The following is an 18,851-nucleotide window of genomic DNA, read 5'->3' as shown; positions in this document are numbered from 1 at the left end:
TTACGAATGGCGGAAATCAGCGTACGATATACTCTATAGTTAATTTCGGAATGAAAAGGAGTTTATTAGCTCCTTTTTTGCATTATGGAGGGATTTTTTCGATGAAACTTGGAGTTATCATCTTACAGGTATTATTTTTACATGTTTTCTTATTTCTCGGCGCGTCACTGAAAGAGGTAATTCCACTTCCTATTCCTGCGTCTATGTTCGGACTGTGCCTTCTATTTCTTGCGCTCTACATCAAAATAATCAAATTGGAATGGGTAGAAAAAGGAGCAAATTGGCTGTTAGCCGAGCTGTTGCTTTTCTTTGTCCCATCAGCGGTGGGAATTGTCAATTATGATGAAATACTTAGTGTTGAAGGGGCAGAAATCGTCGGTTTAATAGGGATTAGTACGATTATTGTTATGGGAATTACCGCACTAATTGCTGAAAGAATAACGGGTAGGAAAAGGGGTGAGCAGCATTGATGATGTTTTTATTTACGATTGTAACATTTCTTGTCTACCGACTTTCGAAGAAGGTTCATTCAAAATGGAGTCTGTTCCTTTTCCATCCTTTATTGCTGGCCCCTATTTTATTAATTATATTGATTTCCGTAACGCATGTCTCAGCCAATCAATACCTAGAGGATACAAAATGGCTGTCACATTTATTGGGACCAGCGACAGTTGCGTTTGCTGTACCGATTTATAAACACTTAAAGATTATTAAAAAATATGTGGGTACGATTATCATCAGTATCACCTCTGGCTCACTTGTGGCGATCTTTTCTACTTTTGGTTTGTCGAAATTGTTTCACTTAAAATATGACTTTATCACATCGATGCTTCCAAGGTCGATTACAACGCCGATTGCCATTGAGGTTTCAAAAGAAATTGGCGGTCTGCCAACCTTAACAACGGTTTTCGTCATTTTAACGGGGATTATTGGCAGCATTGTTGGGCCATCGGTGATCAAAGGGCTATCCATTAAAACACCCATCGCCAAAGGCCTTGCATTAGGCATGGGTGCCCATGGAGCAGGAACAAACAAAGCGTTTGAATACGGGAAACAAGAAGCAACCTTCTCATCCCTTGCCATGATCTTCGCAGCATTAATTACCTTAATTTGGGGTGCTCTTCTCATACCACCACTAATGCATTTTACTGTCTGAAAATATAAAGGTGTCAGGCACCATGTGAATTTTTCACATGGCGCCTGACACCTTTTCCTAATGATTTGGGACACGTGTTTGTTTTTGATAGCTAGTTTTGAGTCTGCCTGTTGGTTTTTCCCAAAAGTATGCAAGGTGGGGTGTATTTTGGTTAAAGAGTTCAATAAGTTCATGGAAGTTTTTCATCTGATATACATTAAAGGCGATGCCCTTTTCTGTTTTTACTTGAAAATAACATGTGGTGGTATTATTTTCACCTGCCGATTCTTTCTCATAATAAAGGGTGTCCGTTACGTCTTCCCATGTATACTCATTAACAATTGTCCCTTTTCTTTGGTTCGCGATGGTGACAGTAAACCCTTTTTCATGACAAATAACCGTGGTGTCATTGCCAAAGAAATACATAATAAGAAATATGACGAGGGCAATAATAACGATAATCGAACCAATTAATACGTTAATAAACATGAATCCAATTCCAATAAAACAAAAAATAAGTCCAAAAATACCAGAAGATCTGGATGATGTTTTATTTGCGAATTCTCTGTTCAAAAAAAATCCCTCCTTTAGTAAGAAGGGTATGCTTTCCACTATGTTAAATGACTGAACAAGTCTAACAGATGGTAAGAAAATTAACCGACAAATTGTGCAAAATCAAATGATAAAGTGAAATCTTTCATCATAAGATTGTTTCTTTAGCATTTAATAACTGTAAGAGTTCGCGAACAGCATAGGAAAAACCATCTTCGTCATTAGTTTTTGTGATAATATCGGCTTTTTGTTGAACAAGGGCAGGGGCGTTCCCCATTGCAACAGACGTGGTTGCGACTTCAAACTGGGCAAGGTCATTACCGCCGTCACCAAAGGCAATAATTTCGTCAAAAGAAAGATTCATCATTTGCTGGTATCGTAATAATGCTTTTCCCTTATGGGCTTCACTCGAGGTCATTTCCACATTGTTTGGAAAAGAAGAAGCCATAGAAATATCAAATTTCCCATCTAAGGCGGCTTTAACTTTTTCAATTTCTTCTACTTGGTCAGGATGGACCAAAGCAATAAGTTTATAGATTTTTAGATTGTCTTTTTCAAGAATTGTATCATAATTAAATGTTTGAAAAAGTTCATCCAACTCCTGTTTACTTTTGCCGTGTAATGGCGGCAATGTGGAAGGAAAACCTCCATAATTCGTGTAAACAAGAATGCCTACACCTAGTCCTTTCAGTTTCTCCAAAATATTTTTGTAGGTGGAAATAGGTAAGACAGCCTCATACATTAATTCTCTAGTTTCTGAATATAAAACGGACCCATTGATACAAAAGATCGGAATCTCCATATTTTGAACAGCTTTTAATTTAATGACATCTGCGTAAGCCCGTCCTGTATTCAAAATAAGGCAGTGCCCTTGAGCCTTTAATTCGTTTAAAACTTTCTCATTTTCCACAGAAATTTCATGCTGCGAGTTTAATAATGTACCGTCTAAATCAATTGAAATACATTTCATAATATCAAAATTCCTTTCCATTCCATCATAAAGACAACTATATCAGATTTACATACAAAAATGGGATTCCAAATTTTATAGTTAAATTGAGAAATAGTGGTGCCTGACACCAATTATTAGGAAATGATGCTTGGATATTTAACATTTAAGTTGAAATAACATTTTTTTCCTTCTATAATCAATACAATAACCTTTTTGGTGAAGTGTCCTGTCCCCATTCCTCACGTTACTTTTTCACACATTGTTTTTAAGAATAAGAGATTGGGAGTGAGTAGTGATGATTTTGAGAAATAGTGAAATAACTGAATTTCTTCAAGACTTTGAGAGATATGCTCACCAGGATGGTATAAAATATTTTCTTACATTAAACACTGTTAATCCAAAAGGTACACTTACGATTATGAAGTATCCAGAAGGAAATTTTACTTACCACCGAAAAAATGAAAATTATTGGGACATTAAAGAAGTTGATATTGACCTGGAGATGTTATCTGATATTATATGGGGGTTTAGAAAGACCATTAACGATATGATCTTAGCGGGTACGATGGCACATTAGTGGTTTCGTAAAAAATAGCATAGCCTCCTGAACCTGCAAAGGCTTATTTTCTTGCAATAATCCATCATTTGAAAAGTATGTTTTCGGGAATTTATGGATACGATATTGTCGAGGTGATGGAATGGCAACGGCTAAGTTAGGCGATACAATTTCCTTTCAACGGGATGGAAAAAACCTTGAAGGTGTCGTTTCTGGGATAAGGGAGAATTCTGTTATGGTCCAATATGGTTTCTCGAAGGATAAAGATGAGCCACTGACAACCATAGTCAACCATAAAAATTACAAAATTAAGAAGTAAGCGGTAAATTAGAAGTTCTTTCCCATAGTGGCGAAAGGACTCTTTTTTTTGTGGCAGGGGTGCATCAGGATGGCGGCTATAAACAAAGAGCATTTAATTGGCACTTTATGGATAAATCAGTTAATCTGTAAAAGTACGTTTTTTTCAAAGGCTAATGGCGGAGCTCACCATCATAAAGAAATAAAAGAGGAACGGGGGATGGATAGATGGCGATTACAAATAATAAGCAGTCAACGATTGTTGCGCTTTTGCTTGCAGGAACGTTTATTGCTATTTTAAATCAAACTTTGATGATTACAGCGATACCTCCAATTATGGAAGAAATGAATATAACCGCTAACAGTGCGCAATGGCTGACAACTGTTTTCATGTTAGTAAATGGAATCATGATTCCGATTAGTGCATTTCTATTAGAGCGGTTTACAACAAGGCAGTTGTTTCTTACGGCGATGAGTATTTTTGCTGTTGGAACCCTTGTAGGCGGAGTTGCTCCTAATTTTGAACTACTTCTATTAGGAAGGATTATCCAATCTGGCGGGGCAGGGATTATGCTTCCCTTAATGACAACGGTATTTCTGATGATTTTTCCAGTTAATAAACGGGGTGCCGCCATGGGACTGGTTGGTCTAGTTATATCCTTTGCGCCGGCAATTGGTCCAGCACTGTCAGGATGGGTGACCTCACAATTTTCATGGCGAGTCCTGTTTTTTATCATATTGCCAATTGCTCTTATAGATATTCTAGTTGCTTTCTTTGCTTTAAAAAATGTAACTGAGGTATCAAAACCAAAAATGGATGTTATTTCTATCGTGTTATCTACACTAGGTTTTGGCGGCTTGCTGTATGGTTTTACTTGTGCAGGAAATTATGGATGGGCAAACCCGACCACGCTATTAACGTTAGGAATTGGTGGATTGTCACTGCTTCTGTTTATTACCAGGCAGTTAAGGCTTAAACATCCCATGCTTGAATTCGGTGTATTTAAGTATTCCGTTTTCCCATTTGCCATTATCATTGGTATGATTGGCTTTATGGGATTGATTGGGGCAGAAACAATTATCCCTTTATTTATGCAGCGGATGCGCGAATTTACGGCTGTGGAGGCAGGCATCGCACTATTACCTGGTGCGCTAATCAGTGGATTGATGGCACCAATTATTGGGAGAGTGTTTGATAAAATCGGCGCGAGATGGTTAGTAATGATTGGTTTAACAATTATGACTGCATCTTCGTTTGCTTTTACGAATTTGGGTCCTTCGACGACAATGACCTATATTACTGTTTTATACGGGGTCAGAATGTTTGGCTTTTCGATGGTAATGATGCCGGTTGCAACATCTGCCTTGAACCAGTTACCCAAACAATTAATCCCCCATGGAGCCGCCGTGGATAATACGATGAAAATGATCGCTGCCTCTGTTGGTACTGCAATCCTTGTCACGGTTATGACGACCACAGCGGAAAATGCCCAGACACGCCCAGAGATTTCCAATCCAGATATGTATGGAGCCAATGTCGCGTTTATGGTCATATCCATCCTGTCACTATTAGCCCTCATTCTTTCCTTTTTTATAAAAAATGACCCTCAGACAGAAGGGGATGGAAAGCGACAAAAGAAGGTAAAAGTTAAATTGCAGGAGTAGATTGATTTATTAACCAAACAAGAACTCTGAAAAACAAAGGTAATTTGTTTTTCAGAGTTCTTTTCATTTGGCATGTCATTAGATCATGGAATGAACCTTCTGATTAGGTTCATAATAAAACCAAAAGGAGGGAACAAAATGGACCAAAAATACAATACAGGCGATGATGCTGCAATTGAATTAAAAAAGGCGTTAAACAAAAGCCGGCCCCGAAGCAATCCGAATATGAGTGAAGCTGAGCAGAAACTTAAATTGCAAAATAAGAAAAGCTAAGGGAGTTAATTGAGGTTATCAATAGGAGGTGAGAAAATGCCCAAGAATAATCCAATTGAGTATTCCGGGAAAGTTCTAGATCAAAGAAATGATCTTACTGGACCAGATGAAGGAAAGGGTACCTATCCTGAACGGCCAATGCATGTACCGATTCAAGACCCAACTAGCAAAAAAGGGAAATAAAACTGGCGTGATCACCTACATAAACACCTCATTTAAAGCGGATAAAAAAGAAGATTACGAAGCCGTATTTAATGAACTTGAAAAGTTAACAAGCCAGTAAAAAAGAAAGGTGTCAGGCACTGATTAAGCCCTGACACCTTTCTTTTTATTTAATAATCGGTAACAATAAAGCCTCTCTCGAGAAATTCCTCAATGACTTCGCTAACTTGAAAGGAAATCTGCGGCGAATCATAATTTTCAAAGGCGTGTTCACAGCTATTTTTGTAGTTCATGGTTTCATCATAATGGGCCATGTGGCGAGCAATGTCTTGATCATTATCTTGTCGTTCCTTCTGTCTTTCAATAACCGTATCACGGTCGGCATAGATGAAAAAGCGCATGACACGCTCACCGTACATTTGTTTTAATTTTTCGGTTCCTTCGGGATTTAATGTGAGGTATACGAGGTTGTGGGATTCGAATGCTTTAACAATGTCCTCTTCGCGAATACCATAATGGATACCATCGATTTCTACACATTCAAGAAACTCCTGATTATCTTCCATCTTTTTGAATGTGTCTTCGTTAATAAAATGGTAGTCTTCCCCATTCTTTTCATAGTGACGTGGGGAGCGAGTGGTGTAGGAGATGACTGTCTCCATATCAAAAGCAGTCGCTACCATTTTGGCAACTGTTTTTCTTCCTGAACCATCTGGACCTGTGTAAATAAATAGCTTTTCTTTATTCTTGATTTTATACATAGATAACCTCCTGAAATGGATTATATAAAAAAGAATCTACCTATCGGCAAATGCTTTTTAGTATTACACCATAATATGGTCGACCTGGGATATTTTTATTATAACAGAAACCGGACGAAAAGTTTGATTTTTCTGATTCTCGGTTACACTGTATTACAAATTCTTTCCCATATGAAACCTCTAATCTATATTATACAATAGAAATAATAAACAAAAATTAGGATGATGACCTTGGATTCTACTATGAAAAAAATAATTGAAGCTAGCTATCTTACTGCGGATTCTGCGGCACATTATCGGACGATTCTTCGCTATTTTTTCCATCAACACGAGAGAATGAGAGATTTTATAGCACCTGAAGAATTATTGGAATATATGCGTTCCATACCATCTTTCTCCGATTATCAAGAGGAACAATTACATCAACAATTAGGACAGCTTGTAAAATGGAATAATTTAATATCAAGGCAAGATATGACCAATGCAAAAACAATTGAAGAATATAAAAAGAAAAGATTTCGCTATCAATGTACACCCTATACGGTCGAAATAGAGAGAATGGTTGTCCAATTAGAAAAAATGGGTGATACCTTTCAAGGCTCTTTGGAAAAATCTCAATTTGATAGGCTATTCCAAGCACTAACCAACCTCCAACATGAGGTTGAACATGACCTAAACAAATCCGCAGAAGAATATATGCGGATGTGGGAGGATGTTTTTCGGTATCTTCAATCAATCCGTACAAGTACTGCTGATTATATCGCATATATAAATAGTGAACAAACAGACCAAAGAATGCAGACTGAAGCATTTATAGTTTATAAAAATCAGTTTACAACCTATTTACGAGATTTTATCCTATCTTTGCAAAAAACATCCCTTCAAATCCAACAGATATTGGTGGAGTTAACTTCGGAGCGTTTGCAGCCTTACTTTCAAAAACTAATTGAGCATCGATCAGCTATCCCACGTCTCGAAGATGTTTCGTCTTCTGCAAACGATTGGCTTACCGAATATGAAGAGTATTGGTTCTCACTTCGGCAATGGTTTTTGGGTTCCACCATCCAACAAAGTGAATTAGAGGTTCTTCAGTGGCAAACAAATGAGATGATTCGCAGGATGACGAGATATGTGCAAAGAATAGGGGAGAGGCAGCAACATTTTCGCAGTCGAAAAAAGGACTATTTACAATTATCCAAATGGTTTTCCGAATGTAAGGACATTGATGAAGCTCATAAACTATCAGCGGTTGTTTTTGGTTCGATGACCATTCAGCATCTTCAGTTAGAAGCAGCAACAACTGAAAATCTCCATGTCGATACATGGGATGAGGAGCCTGTCGAATTGACGATTAAACCAAGAACTGTTCGTTATCGTGAAAAAACGAAGCCAGGTTCTTTTATCTCTAATGAAATAAAGAAAAAACAACAACGTGAGCAATATTTAAAAGAACGAGAACAAGAAAAGAAATTAATTGAAAAATACATGAATCAAGGGATGATTACGCTCTCTTCACTCTCGAAAGTTGAACCTTTCATACGCAAGTTGTTATTAAGCTGGATTGGGAAATCAATGGCGAGTAAAAATCGTATGGTTAAGACGGATTATGGGTTACACGTTAAGGTAAAGCTTGATTATGAGAAAACCATCACTTTGAAGGCTGAAGATGGAGATTTACTTATGCCAGATGCCATATTCTTGTTTGAGGAACAGGGGTGATTTAATGGAACAAACACATCTTTTTGATGAAAAGGCAATTCAAGGAATGGATCTATTGTTCCATCACTATTGGATCTTACGTTCTGAACAACCGGAATGGTATCAACTAGTTCGCGCGCGCGAGAAAGTTTTGCGACGTTATTTTAATGAAAAGTTTGGATTACGACTAATTGTCCACCAGCATTTTATTAAATTAGAGAAAATTCCGGTAGAACCAGAAGAGTGGATGGGAATTCAAGATTTTCAAGAGCCGATGGACTATGCCATCTTTTGCTGTGCCCTTTCTTTTTTGGAGGGACAGGCTGTGGATGAACAATTCCTTCTCTCCGAATTATGTCAGGAAATTCAAGCGGATTATCAGGGGGACTTTCCTCTTGATTGGACGCTTTATGTCCACCGAAAATCTTTGATCAGGGCTGTTAAAATCTTAATGGAGTTTCAATTGATACGGACGATTGATGGAGAAATTGGTCGCTTTGATCAAAATGAAGAGCAGGAAGTTTTATATGAAGCAACCATTTATAGTCGATATTTTATGAGAACTTATCCAGATGATTTTTCCACTTATCATCATTGGAGCGAGTTACTGAATGAAGATTGGAAATTAAATCAGGAGGATGAACGGAGGAAGCGTGTGTACCGTAAGCTGTTCTTTTCACCTGGATTGCATCGAAGAGACCAACAAGACCCAGATTTTCTCTATATTCGTAATTATCGTAATCGCTTATCAGAAGATATTGAAAAGCATAGTGATTATAAACTCCATGTCTATAAGAATACTGCCTTTTTATCGGTAGCGGAGCCGAGGCAGTATCAACAAGTTTTTCCAAATACCAAGGCCTCTACTGATCTCATTCTCCAATTGTCAAAGTACATTCATGGCCAGCCTAATCGTTATAAAGCAAACGAAAATGGTGAAATGCTGATGACAGAAGGAGAATTCGAACAGGTAATAGATGATATGCGTAAGTTACATGGGACAGGATGGGCGAAGTATTTCCGGGATATGAGTTCAAGCGGGGTTCGAACGGAGCTGCTTCGTTCCATGAAAGACTGGATGTTGGTGGAAGTGGAAAACGAAACATCACTACTTCGAATTAAATCATTATTAGGGGTCATGACGGGTGAGTATCCAGCTGATTATCAAACAGGAGGAACAGAATGATGAGTGAGGCAAAATGGGTGATGAACCGAGCAGGTTTATTGAATTTTTGGTATTACGATGAAGAAATCTTCCATTTCTCTGATGGCAAACTTCTGCTTAGAGGAACCAACGGCTCAGGGAAATCGGTAACCATGCAGAGTTTCCTCCCGGTATTATTAGATGGAAAAAAATCTCCTGACCGTCTTGATCCATTTGGATCAAAAGCTAGAAGAATGGAAGATTATCTGCTTGGAGAAAAAGAGGTAGTTGATCGTGATGAACGTACAGGATACTTGTTTATCGAATATAAACAAGCAGGCCTTGAGCGCTACGTCACTACTGGGATTGGAATGCAGGCAAAGCGACATAAAGGGATTAAAACCTGGTATTTTGTTCTAACAGATAATCGAAGAATTGGACATGATTTTGAACTTGCTCATTCACAAATGGGGGACAGGGTGCCTTTTTCCGCAAAAGAACTCGAAAACCGTATCGGTGATGGGGGCTATGTTGTCCACACTCAGCGTGAATACATGGAGCTCGTTAATAAATATATTTTTGGCTTTCAATCTAGCGAAGCCTATGAAGACCTAATTAAATTGTTAATCCAGTTACGCAGCCCTAAGCTTTCAAAGGATTTTAAACCTACCGTTATTTATGAAATATTAGAATCTGCTCTTCCTCCTTTGACCGATGATGAGTTAAGGCATCTCTCGGATACAATTGAAAGTATGGACCAAACGCAGCAGCAACTTGAGCAATTAGAACGGGAATTTGCCTCAAGCAGCAGACTGGTTAATCAGTATCATTCCTACAATCAATATATTTTGGCTGAACGAGCATTAAAGTGGCAGAATGCTTTAAAAAGGTATACCGATGCAGGGAATCTTGTAAAAGAATTATCCTCTCAAGATGAAACATTGTCACAAGAAATCATCCGGTATGAGGAACAACGGAACGACTATGGCCAACAGCAGGAAGTTGCTGAGGCTGAGAAAAAGCGGCTGGAACGACATGAGGTTTGGAATCTTGAAGAGGATAAGCAAAAGAAAATCGAAACTACAAATACTCTGATGAAGGACATTGGTTCATTACAAAATAAATGGGATCAGAAAAATGCTCAATACAATAGATTGTGGCAGGACCGGGAGGGAAGTCATAATCAAAATAGACAATATGAAAGTGATATGGAAGATTTACTTGATGAGCTGAAATTGGATGCACAAGAAGCTGCCTTTACACAGCATGATGTAAATATTGGTGATTTCGAACGGCATCAGCAAGAGGATTTTGATTTTACCATATGGATTCAAGAGATTGGTAGCCACGAGCAATTACTGGCCAATCTAAAACAATTAGCTGATGAGAAACATCGTCTGATAGAAGAACACAGCCGCCTGCAACATCAATCTTCTGAGAAAAAAAGAGAAGTGGATGAATTACGAAAGAATCTTGATCATTTAAGAGATTGGTTTACAGAAGACAAGCAAAAGCTGGAGCACCAGGTATTTACTTGGATTGAGCAACATCCAAAGCTAGTTTTTTCAAACGAGAGTCTACAAAATATCGTTCGAGCCATCGAAGGGTTATATGAAGAAACTCGCTATGACCAGGTGCGGGAAAAACTCTTCGAATCAATAAATGATTATATAACCGAGATTAGTACGAAGAAAAAGCTCATTGAAAAATTAATAGAAGATAAAAAGTTTGAAAGGGAAGAGGCACGCGCTGAACTTCATTATTGGAAGACATTGAAAATGCCTAATCCCCAACGTGCGAAGGATACGGAAGTATTTCGTGGGCAGCTTTTGGGAGATGGGCACGCTTTTATTCCATTTTATGCAGCAGTTGAATTTCAGGATCATGTAACGGAGGAGCAGAAAGAGCGGATTGAGTCTGCTTTGAAGCAAACGGGAATATTGGACAGCTTAATTACTGAAAAGTCAGTGGTCCCAACCCATGATCGCGTCATTTGTCCAGATCCGCAATTACTAGGATATACATTAGCTGATTATTTGAGGCCCGATTTAGAAGAGGACAGTCTTATTTCAACTAATCTTGTAGATGAAGTATTACGGAGCATTTCTCTTGAACAGTCAGGATCGGGATTCCATGTGGATGTCGATGGGTCGTATTCACTTGGTTGTTTAGTAGGTCATGCCCCAAATGAAGGGCCATCAAAATATATAGGCCGTTCTTCACGGAAACGATATCAGTACGAGAAAATAAAAGAATGTGTAGAACAACTTGAACAAATCCACGAACAATTAGAAAATCTAAACGGACAACAGCGTCAATACGAAGAAGAACTTGCCTATACAGATGGATGGAAACAGTCCATACCGTCAGATGAAGAACTTAATGAGTTGAATGTACAGATTGAAAAGACCAATCATCAATTAGAGGAGCAGAAAAAAATCCTTGTACAATTAGATGAATATTGGAAAAAGATTTATGAGCAGCTTCAAGCTGTTAAACTGGAGCTTCATCAAGCAGGCGGCCAACTAAACATAGATTTAACAAAAGAAGTATTAGGGGATGCCATAAAGTCAGCAATAAACTACCGGAATCGTGTTTATAGTATCAAAGATCTATTTCAAAAATGTCTGTTTGTACAAAGTAGGATTGAGGATCTTAATCATCGAATTGCAGAGATGGAAGTGGAATTGGATGAGGTAAAAGGAGATCAAAACGTTAAAGAGTCAGAACTGCGGAAGTACCGAGCAGAAATCGTCTCGATTGAACATCAGTTAAAGTTAAAAGGGATTGATGAAGTAAGACAGCGTATTCGGCAGGTACAGCAGGAGCTTATAGAAGCAGAGGAAGGTATCAAATATTTGCTTGAAATCATTCCCCAAAAGAAAGCAAAGCAAGAAACTTGTCAAAAAGAATTATTTACAGCAAAAACAAATGCTGATTTCTGGTCAAGTATGGCCCAGTTGTGGGAACAAATGGTCAAAGATGAGATTTCACGTGGTTTTGTTGAAATCAATGAAATGGATTCGACGACCATCGTCAAGCAGCTGGAACCCATTTTAGGAAAGTTTGACCGGTCCAAATTAAATGAACAACTGACTAAGGTGTTCATCAATGAACAGGTATTTTTAACGGAGTATCGGATGTTTGAATATCCAGAAGACGCAGAAAGACCAGAATGGTTTTCTAAAGAATGGGGCGACTATTATGAACCCTTTATGAATGAGTGGAGTCAACTTCAAAGCCGCCGCTTAATTCTAATGGAATATAAAGGTCAGCGGGTCAGTCCTTATTATGTGTTCTCATCATTAGAAAAAGAACTTGAAGACCAAAAAGGCTGGCTAGATGAACAAGACCGCCAGCTCTATGAAGATATTATTGTTAATACTGTAGGGGTTATCTTGAGGAATAGAATCCAGCGTGCGGAGAAATGGGTAATTGCTATGGATAAAATCATGAAAAATCGTGATAACTCATCTGGATTAACCTTCTCCATTTCATGGAAACCAGTAACAGCAGAGTCGGAACAAGAATTAGATACTGAAGAACTGGTTAAGTTGCTGCAGCGGAGTAGTAAATTCCTGAACGAAGAAGATTTAAACCGGATTACGAAGCATTTTCAATCTAGAATCACCAAGGCAAAGGAATTGATTCAATTACGGAATGAGGGTTCTACCCTACATCAAGTTTTAAAAGAGGTATTGGATTATCGTAAGTGGTTTACCTTTGTTCTCTCCTTTAAGCGGGTGAATGAACCAAAACGAGAATTGACGAATAATGCTTTCTTCAAATTTAGTGGTGGAGAGAAGGCGATGGCGATGTACATTCCACTTTTCACAGCAGCCTATTCACGATATAAGGAAGCAGGCAGGATGGCTCCGTATATTATTTCGCTCGATGAAGCATTTGCTGGTGTTGATGAGAACAATATTCGTGATATGTTTGAAGTGGTTGAACAGCTGGGCTTTAATTATATTATGAACTCGCAAGCATTATGGGGAGACTATGATACCATTTCTAGTTTGTCGATATGTGAGTTAGTCCGACCGAAAAATGCTGACTTTGTGACCGTCATTCGCTATCAATGGGACGGGAAACAACGTACATTTGTGATTGATGATGAGCCTGCTCGGGAGCTGATTTCAAATGAGTGACAAGGTTCAGATTTTTAAAGAGGAACCTGGCTTTATGAAGCTGTTTACTCTTTTTAGAGAAAAATATCGCTCACTAGGACGAATTGCCGGCACGGTTAATATTCAATTTTTCTCCTACGAAGAAGTGGAGTCCATCGCGGGATTTTTAGGTCAATCGGTAGACTCACTCCTTGAAAAAGGAAGGGTATCTTTACTTTCCTTTGATAAAGAATTAGCACAAACTGGATTTAAGGACTATTCTCTTATACAACTGCTAGAAGAAGTATTTCAAGAATCAATTATGACGAAATCCGAACAAAGCAGTTTGGAGGAAGCGAAAGAAATGCAGTTTTTCCAAAATTTACGCTCAAGCCATCCTGAAGGAACCTGGTGGTGGGATTGGATCGAGTCTAAGCAACCAGATTCCCGCTGGATCTGGTCACTTTACAGGCAGAACTCAGAGGAGTTAAAGGATAAATTAACAGCCGTTTACAACGCTTTTGAAGTTATTCCTAGTAAAAAGAGCAGGTATGAACGCTTACCCCTCTTTGCCCAAAGAACCACAGGCAACCCGCATTATTTTGATATTGATCAATTTGCTGGGAAATTACTCCTTTATTGCTTGTATATTGATAAACAACATAAGGGAATTCGGGTAGCAGGAATGCCGAAAACAACAGAAGAAATAAATGATTTATTTAGCAATTATGGGCTGATGAGAGATGATTTATGGAGTTTTGTTACTTGCAGGGGATTTTTTGCCGCGGGGGAAAAGGGGCTTAACCCGGTTTGGAATGCTGCTGTTGAAACTGACAGTGTTTTAAATGTTCCTCTGAAAGAGTTACTAAAATCAAACAAAATCTGGCCAGTTAAGGGAAATAAAGTCTGGATTGTTGAAAATTCAAGTGTTTGTTCTACCATCATTGATGAGGTCCCTGAGGCTCCGATCATCTGCACCCATGGCCAATTACGAGCAGCAAGTTGGATTCTATTGGATTTATTGGTAGAATCGGGATGTCAGTTATACTATTCCGGGGACCTGGACCCAGAGGGAATCTTAATTGCCCAAAGGCTGAAAGATCGGTATCAGCATCAGGTCACCTATTGGAGAATGGATCTTGCGTCCTATGAAACAATTATTTCAGATGAAGATATTTCTAACAGGCTTTCAAAAATGGATGCTATCACATCATCAGAACTTAATGAAGTAGTCGATGCTCTAAAAAAGAGAAAAATGGCTGGGTACCAAGAAGGCTTGATTAATGAACTTGTTAATGATATTAGAAGAGAATATTAAATACAAACAGTCTACACTCACTTGAAAGGTCAAGTATAAGTGTGGGCTTTTTTGTTATATGCAGCCCGATCGTATCTACGTCTGAGGTCTTAGTAAAAAATCAAGCTAAAGCGCAATTATGAAAAAACCTGAAAAAAGGTAAGATGAAATCAAGATAAAGTTATGAAAAGGCTCAGTAATCAAATTAAATGAAACAAAGGAGGAAAAATAGCATGAAAAAATTTGGTTTACTTATAGTAGGCGGGATTGCTGCATTTATTTTACTAAAAACCATTGGTCCGATGGTGGGGTTACTTGTCAGTCTAGCGATTCTTTACTTCATTTATAAACAGTTTTTGAAAGCGGAATCTACAGGGTGGAAAGTGGGGTTAATCATAATCGGCTTAATTGTCTTATCAGCAACCATCCACCATATCCCAGCTCTTATCGGGGTAGGGGCAGCTTATGTACTATTTCTTGTTTATAAACAATGGAATAAAAATAAAAAGCCGCCAGTGAACAAAGAGTCCGATCCATTTGAAAATTTTGATAAACAATGGAATGAATTAAAAAAATAGCTATGTTAAAAGTTAATGTTTATTTTAGGACTCTGTTGTTTGGAGTGGAAGGCACGAAGACTCCTGCGGGAGTACGGGGCAGGGGAGACNNCCTGGAACGGAAATCAACAGCCAAGTTTAACACAGCCATAAAAAAATAATCAAAGGGGAAATTGAAAATGGCTAACTTATTGACTAAAATTAAAGATCTCATTATTGCTGATTTGAATGAAACGCGTCAACACAAGGAAAAACAAAGTCCAATCGCTTTACTTAATCAATATCTTCGTGAGTGTGAGCAAGAGACAGAAAATGTTGGTAAACTAGTCGAACGCCAAGCAAGTTTGAAGGAAGAATTTACGCGAGAATATCATCAGGCAACAGAGCGAGCGGAAAAAAGGAAGTACCAAGCAGACATTGCTTCAAACGCTGGTGAAACAGAACTCTACCAATTTGCAGCAAAAGAGCATCAGCAATATGCTGAGCGTGCAGAACGTCTGAAGACATCGCTTGCGCAAGTTTCGGAGCAGTTAAGTGAATTAGAAAGAAAGCACGATGAAATGAAACATAAGTTAAAAGACATGCATCTGCGCCGGATGGAATTAATGGGACGCGAAAATATCACACGGGCTAATCTCAAAATCAATCAAGTTGCAGAATCCAGTTCTGTCCCGGACCAATTTTCATCCAAGTTTAAGGATATTGAAAACTATTTGGAACGATTAGAACAAAAGGTGAACCACTCCTTTTTCCACAGCACAATTGATGCACGAATGGAGCAGTTAGAAAAAGAAAGGGATAAGCTTGACGAACAATCTGTGAATTTAACAAAAGAATAATATGAAAAAGGCAGTGATTTGGGAATCACTGCCTTTTTGTTGAACAGAAATCACTAGTATAGGTATGAAACTGATTCTCTTACGTATATGTAGTATGAGAATCAATAAGAATTCAATACTCAGAAAGGGGAAATTATTTTGTGGAACTATCCGATTAATGTGAATGGTGCTTTTAATATGTATAGTTACTTTGTCGGAGCGAATCCCACAACGTCAGTCAATCCAACCCCCATTTTTCCAAAAATCAATAAAACCGTCTTTTTAAGTCCGTTCACCTATATTGTCGGCGATGTCACGATTCGTAGTAATACGTTTATTGCCCCATTTGTCAGTATCCGTGCAGATGAAGGGACGCCATTTTATATCGGAAGCAACTGTAATTTACAGGATGGTGTGATCCTGCATGGCTTAAAAAACAAACAGATAGAGATTAATCACAAGAAATACTCGATTTATATTGGGGACGAGGTATCCTGTGCCCACGGGGCGCTGATTCATGGTCCTTGTCAGATTGATCAAAAGGTATTTATTGGATTTAAGTCTATCGTTTATCATGCCAGGATTGGTGAGGGCAGTTTCATTGCCTCCGGAGCCATTGTTACCGGTGGTGTGACACTTAAACCGGGCAGCTTTGTCCCACCTGGAGCTCATGTTGATTCGCAGAAAAAGGCGGATTCCTTATCCCAAGTTCCTAAAAATGAAGTCGAATTTGCCCGTGAGGTCCAGCGGGTAAATCAAGAATTTCCTTCTGCCTATTCGATTGTTTTTGGGGAAAATCGGTGCACATGTGGTTTATCGTATTGATCATATTGAAAATCGTGTTGGATTAAAATTGTACCTTGCAAGAGAATCTTTTGTAGAAGGTTTGCATTAATAGGCGGTCTCTGTTATAGTAAGGAAGAATTATTTTTGTTTGTCGGTAGGATAATAAGTGCTAAACTTTCTGTCTTGAAGATCTGAGCAAGGATAGTAACACAATGTGTGCAAAGCACACGAGGAGGAAACAACAAATGGAACAAGGTAAAGTGAAATGGTTTAATGCAGAAAAAGGATTCGGATTCATCGAACGTGAAGCAGGAGACGACGTATTCGTACACTTCTCAGCTATCCAAAGCGAAGGTTTCAAATCTTTAGACGAAGGTCAAGCTGTAACATTTGAAGTAGAACAAGGTCAACGTGGACCCCAAGCTACTAACGTCCGCAAAGCATAATAAGAATCAATAGATATAAAAGACTCTTTTGTAGAGTCTTTTTTTTTGTGTCCAATAAAACATAAAAAAACCCTACTCGGCAGTCGAGTAGGGCTGGTATTAGAATAACGTAAAGCAAATGGTATACAGAGTATAGCACACAATCATAGTAATCCCTAATCTTTTTTACAAAGTTATATTTTCCCATTCCCCCACATACTAATCCCAAGATCACTTTTAACCATATTATTCTTCAATTTTTAAAGGGAAAATTAACTATTTAAAGGTTTTCGAGCCTATTTTGTTGAATTAAAAAGGTAAGGATTTTGGAGTGAGGTGGGAGAATGAACGATATCCAATTAGCGTTTATCGACGAATCAGGTGATTATAGTTTTGATTTTGAAAATAATGAAGTCTCAACCCACTTTATTATCGTAGCTATTCTAGCAAAAGAATCTAGTAAAGAATGGTTAGAACAGGAAGTTGAGCAAGTTCGACAAAAATATTTTTCAACCGAAGTTATGCAATCAGACAAAATCGACAGCCCCCATGTAAGAATTCAACTATTAAATGAACTGAAGGATCTGCCGTTTAATATCTATGCCTACATCGTCGACAAAAGGAAAATTAGAGAAGAGAGCGGCATCATGTTTGAAAAGACGTTTATTAAATACATGAATCGGTTGATATATGATGATTTACAAAGAACCTTTGATCAGCTCGATCTTGTTTTGGTTGAACAGGGATCGAAAGAATTCATGAATGAATTTAAAACCTATATCACTGAAAAAAGTATTCCCGATCTATTTAATTACTCCACCTTTGGATTTAACAACAATTCATCAGAGATTCTCCTTCAATTGGCTAATATAATCGCTGGGACGATTGCAAAAGGGTATAATCAACCCCAGTACTCGGAGCATTATCCACATTTTCATAAAATCATTAAAAAGAAAATCATTGCAATGAATTTATGGCCGCAGAACTATAAAAATTATTTGCATGATTACATATCAAGGAATCAGGACACTCAGTTTGATGAGGTTATTTTTCAACAATCGGTGAATTTAACCATTCATTACCTAGAGAAAAATAAAAACAATGAAGACTTAGATGAAAAAATTAGAATTGATTTTCTCAAGTTTTTGCTATTTAATCTGCGAGAAAACCCAAATGAATATGTCTACACGCAAGAAATTCTCGATAATCTTAATGCTATTCGGGTGAACAAAATCAATCACCATTACTTCAGGTCTAACATCGTCTCCAAGCTCCGGGATAGCGGTCTGTTAATTGCCAGCAGCAATAAGGGCTATAAATTGCCGGTTTGTTTAACAGACGTATACGATTTTGTTAATTTATCCAGCCTAACGATTCACCCGATGATTCAAAGAATATCCAAGTGCCGCAATCAAATTCTATTGGCCACAAACAATGAGATCGATATTCTCGAAAATAATGAATATGAATATCTAAAAAAAATGATAGAGATGGAAAAATTTTTGGTTACGGAATAAAGGTCAGTCCCTGCTAGCAATCGGTAGTAGGGAACTGCCCTTTTTTTACTTTTTTATAAGAGAATTGTAAAATACATCTATTTACCTAATTTACTGAATAGTGCGGATTTGCTAAAATATTACTTAAGTGAATGAATTTCATATTTC

Annotated in this window: 19 protein-coding genes; 16 read left to right on the top strand and 3 right to left on the bottom strand. The window is 38.0% G+C overall.

Translation table 11 applies throughout. From position 1 onward, the window contains the following. Positions 1-101 precede the first annotated feature (101 nt). Complete coding sequence (locus COJ96_RS24840; protein WP_098576482.1) at positions 102-470, top strand: CidA/LrgA family protein; 369 nt, start codon at positions 102-104, stop codon at positions 468-470. After that, positions 470-1,156, top strand: a complete 687-nt coding sequence (locus COJ96_RS24835; protein WP_098576495.1) for an LrgB family protein — start codon at positions 470-472, stop codon at positions 1,154-1,156. Before COJ96_RS24840 ends, COJ96_RS24835 begins: the two co-directional genes overlap by 1 nt. A 57-nt stretch (positions 1,157-1,213) precedes the next feature. On the opposite strand, the gene COJ96_RS24830 is transcribed toward COJ96_RS24835, so the two are convergent. Continuing rightward, entirely contained in the window at positions 1,214-1,708 is a 495-nt protein-coding gene (locus tag COJ96_RS24830; protein ID WP_098576481.1) for an SdpI family protein, read from the bottom strand. 127 nt (positions 1,709-1,835) lie between these two features. After that, a complete protein-coding gene (locus tag COJ96_RS24825; protein ID WP_098576480.1) occupies positions 1,836-2,657 on the bottom strand; it encodes an HAD family hydrolase in 822 nt (273 codons plus the stop codon). A 277-nt stretch (positions 2,658-2,934) separates the two neighbouring features. Between COJ96_RS24825 and COJ96_RS24820 the strand changes: the two genes are divergently transcribed. The 5 genes from COJ96_RS24820 to COJ96_RS28915 all read left to right on the top strand — a co-directional run bounded on the left by COJ96_RS24820 (position 2,935) and on the right by COJ96_RS28915 (position 5,613). Next, complete coding sequence (locus COJ96_RS24820; RefSeq protein ID WP_098576479.1) at positions 2,935-3,216, top strand: hypothetical protein; 282 nt, start codon at positions 2,935-2,937, stop codon at positions 3,214-3,216. Between the two features lie 121 nt (positions 3,217-3,337). Further along, complete coding sequence (locus tag COJ96_RS24815; protein ID WP_098576478.1) at positions 3,338-3,514, top strand: DUF2187 family protein; 177 nt, start codon at positions 3,338-3,340, stop codon at positions 3,512-3,514. A gap of 206 nt (positions 3,515-3,720) precedes the next feature. Then, on the top strand, positions 3,721-5,157 hold the full coding sequence (locus COJ96_RS24810) for an MDR family MFS transporter (protein ID WP_098576477.1): 1,437 nt from the start codon (positions 3,721-3,723) through the stop codon (positions 5,155-5,157). Positions 5,158-5,295: 138 nt separating this feature from the next. Further along, positions 5,296-5,430 carry a hypothetical protein gene (locus COJ96_RS29410; protein ID WP_257148630.1) on the top strand — a complete coding sequence of 45 codons (135 nt, stop codon included), beginning with the start codon at positions 5,296-5,298 and terminating at the stop codon, positions 5,428-5,430. Positions 5,431-5,466: 36 nt separating this feature from the next. Beyond that, complete coding sequence (locus tag COJ96_RS28915) at positions 5,467-5,613, top strand: hypothetical protein (RefSeq protein ID WP_180230251.1); 147 nt, start codon at positions 5,467-5,469, stop codon at positions 5,611-5,613. A 149-nt stretch (positions 5,614-5,762) separates the two neighbouring features. On the opposite strand, the gene COJ96_RS24805 is transcribed toward COJ96_RS28915, so the two are convergent. Continuing rightward, entirely contained in the window at positions 5,763-6,353 is a 591-nt protein-coding gene (locus tag COJ96_RS24805; protein WP_098576476.1) for a guanylate kinase, read from the bottom strand. 231 nt (positions 6,354-6,584) lie between these two features. On the opposite strand from COJ96_RS24805, the gene COJ96_RS24800 reads away from it, so the two are divergent. The 9 genes from COJ96_RS24800 to COJ96_RS24760 all read left to right on the top strand — a co-directional run bounded on the left by COJ96_RS24800 (position 6,585) and on the right by COJ96_RS24760 (position 18,704). Next, the gene (locus tag COJ96_RS24800; protein WP_098576475.1) at positions 6,585-8,072 is read left to right on the top strand and encodes a TIGR02677 family protein; all 1,488 of its coding nucleotides are present in this window, start codon (positions 6,585-6,587) and stop codon (positions 8,070-8,072) included. Positions 8,073-8,076: 4 nt separating this feature from the next. Continuing rightward, the gene (locus tag COJ96_RS24795) at positions 8,077-9,237 is read left to right on the top strand and encodes a TIGR02678 family protein (RefSeq protein ID WP_098576474.1); all 1,161 of its coding nucleotides are present in this window, start codon (positions 8,077-8,079) and stop codon (positions 9,235-9,237) included. Further along, positions 9,237-13,346: a TIGR02680 family protein gene (locus COJ96_RS24790; RefSeq protein WP_098576494.1), complete on the top strand. Its 4,110-nt coding sequence runs from the start codon at positions 9,237-9,239 to the stop codon at positions 13,344-13,346. Before COJ96_RS24795 ends, COJ96_RS24790 begins: the two co-directional genes overlap by 1 nt. Beyond that, a complete protein-coding gene (locus COJ96_RS24785; protein ID WP_098576473.1) occupies positions 13,339-14,622 on the top strand; it encodes a TIGR02679 family protein in 1,284 nt (427 codons plus the stop codon). The genes COJ96_RS24790 and COJ96_RS24785 overlap by 8 nt, the downstream gene beginning before the upstream one ends. A gap of 212 nt (positions 14,623-14,834) precedes the next feature. Further along, complete coding sequence (locus COJ96_RS24780) at positions 14,835-15,179, top strand: lmo0954 family membrane protein (RefSeq protein WP_098576472.1); 345 nt, start codon at positions 14,835-14,837, stop codon at positions 15,177-15,179. Between the two features lie 158 nt (positions 15,180-15,337). Further along, the gene (locus COJ96_RS24775; protein ID WP_098576471.1) at positions 15,338-15,997 is read left to right on the top strand and encodes a PspA/IM30 family protein; all 660 of its coding nucleotides are present in this window, start codon (positions 15,338-15,340) and stop codon (positions 15,995-15,997) included. Between the two features lie 138 nt (positions 15,998-16,135). Next, complete coding sequence (locus COJ96_RS24770; protein ID WP_257148629.1) at positions 16,136-16,801, top strand: LbetaH domain-containing protein; 666 nt, start codon at positions 16,136-16,138, stop codon at positions 16,799-16,801. A gap of 206 nt (positions 16,802-17,007) precedes the next feature. Further along, positions 17,008-17,208 carry a cold-shock protein gene (locus COJ96_RS24765; RefSeq protein WP_007083691.1) on the top strand — a complete coding sequence of 67 codons (201 nt, stop codon included), beginning with the start codon at positions 17,008-17,010 and terminating at the stop codon, positions 17,206-17,208. Between the two features lie 323 nt (positions 17,209-17,531). Next, complete coding sequence (locus tag COJ96_RS24760; protein ID WP_098576470.1) at positions 17,532-18,704, top strand: DUF3800 domain-containing protein; 1,173 nt, start codon at positions 17,532-17,534, stop codon at positions 18,702-18,704. Positions 18,705-18,851: the final 147 nt, after the last annotated feature.

This window comes from Bacillus sp. AFS073361, from assembly GCF_002567005.1.
In the GTDB taxonomy this organism is placed as follows: domain Bacteria; phylum Bacillota; class Bacilli; order Bacillales; family Cytobacillaceae; genus Neobacillus.
Note: the sequence above shows the minus strand (reverse complement) of the source record. Positions and strands in the feature narration are given on the sequence as shown.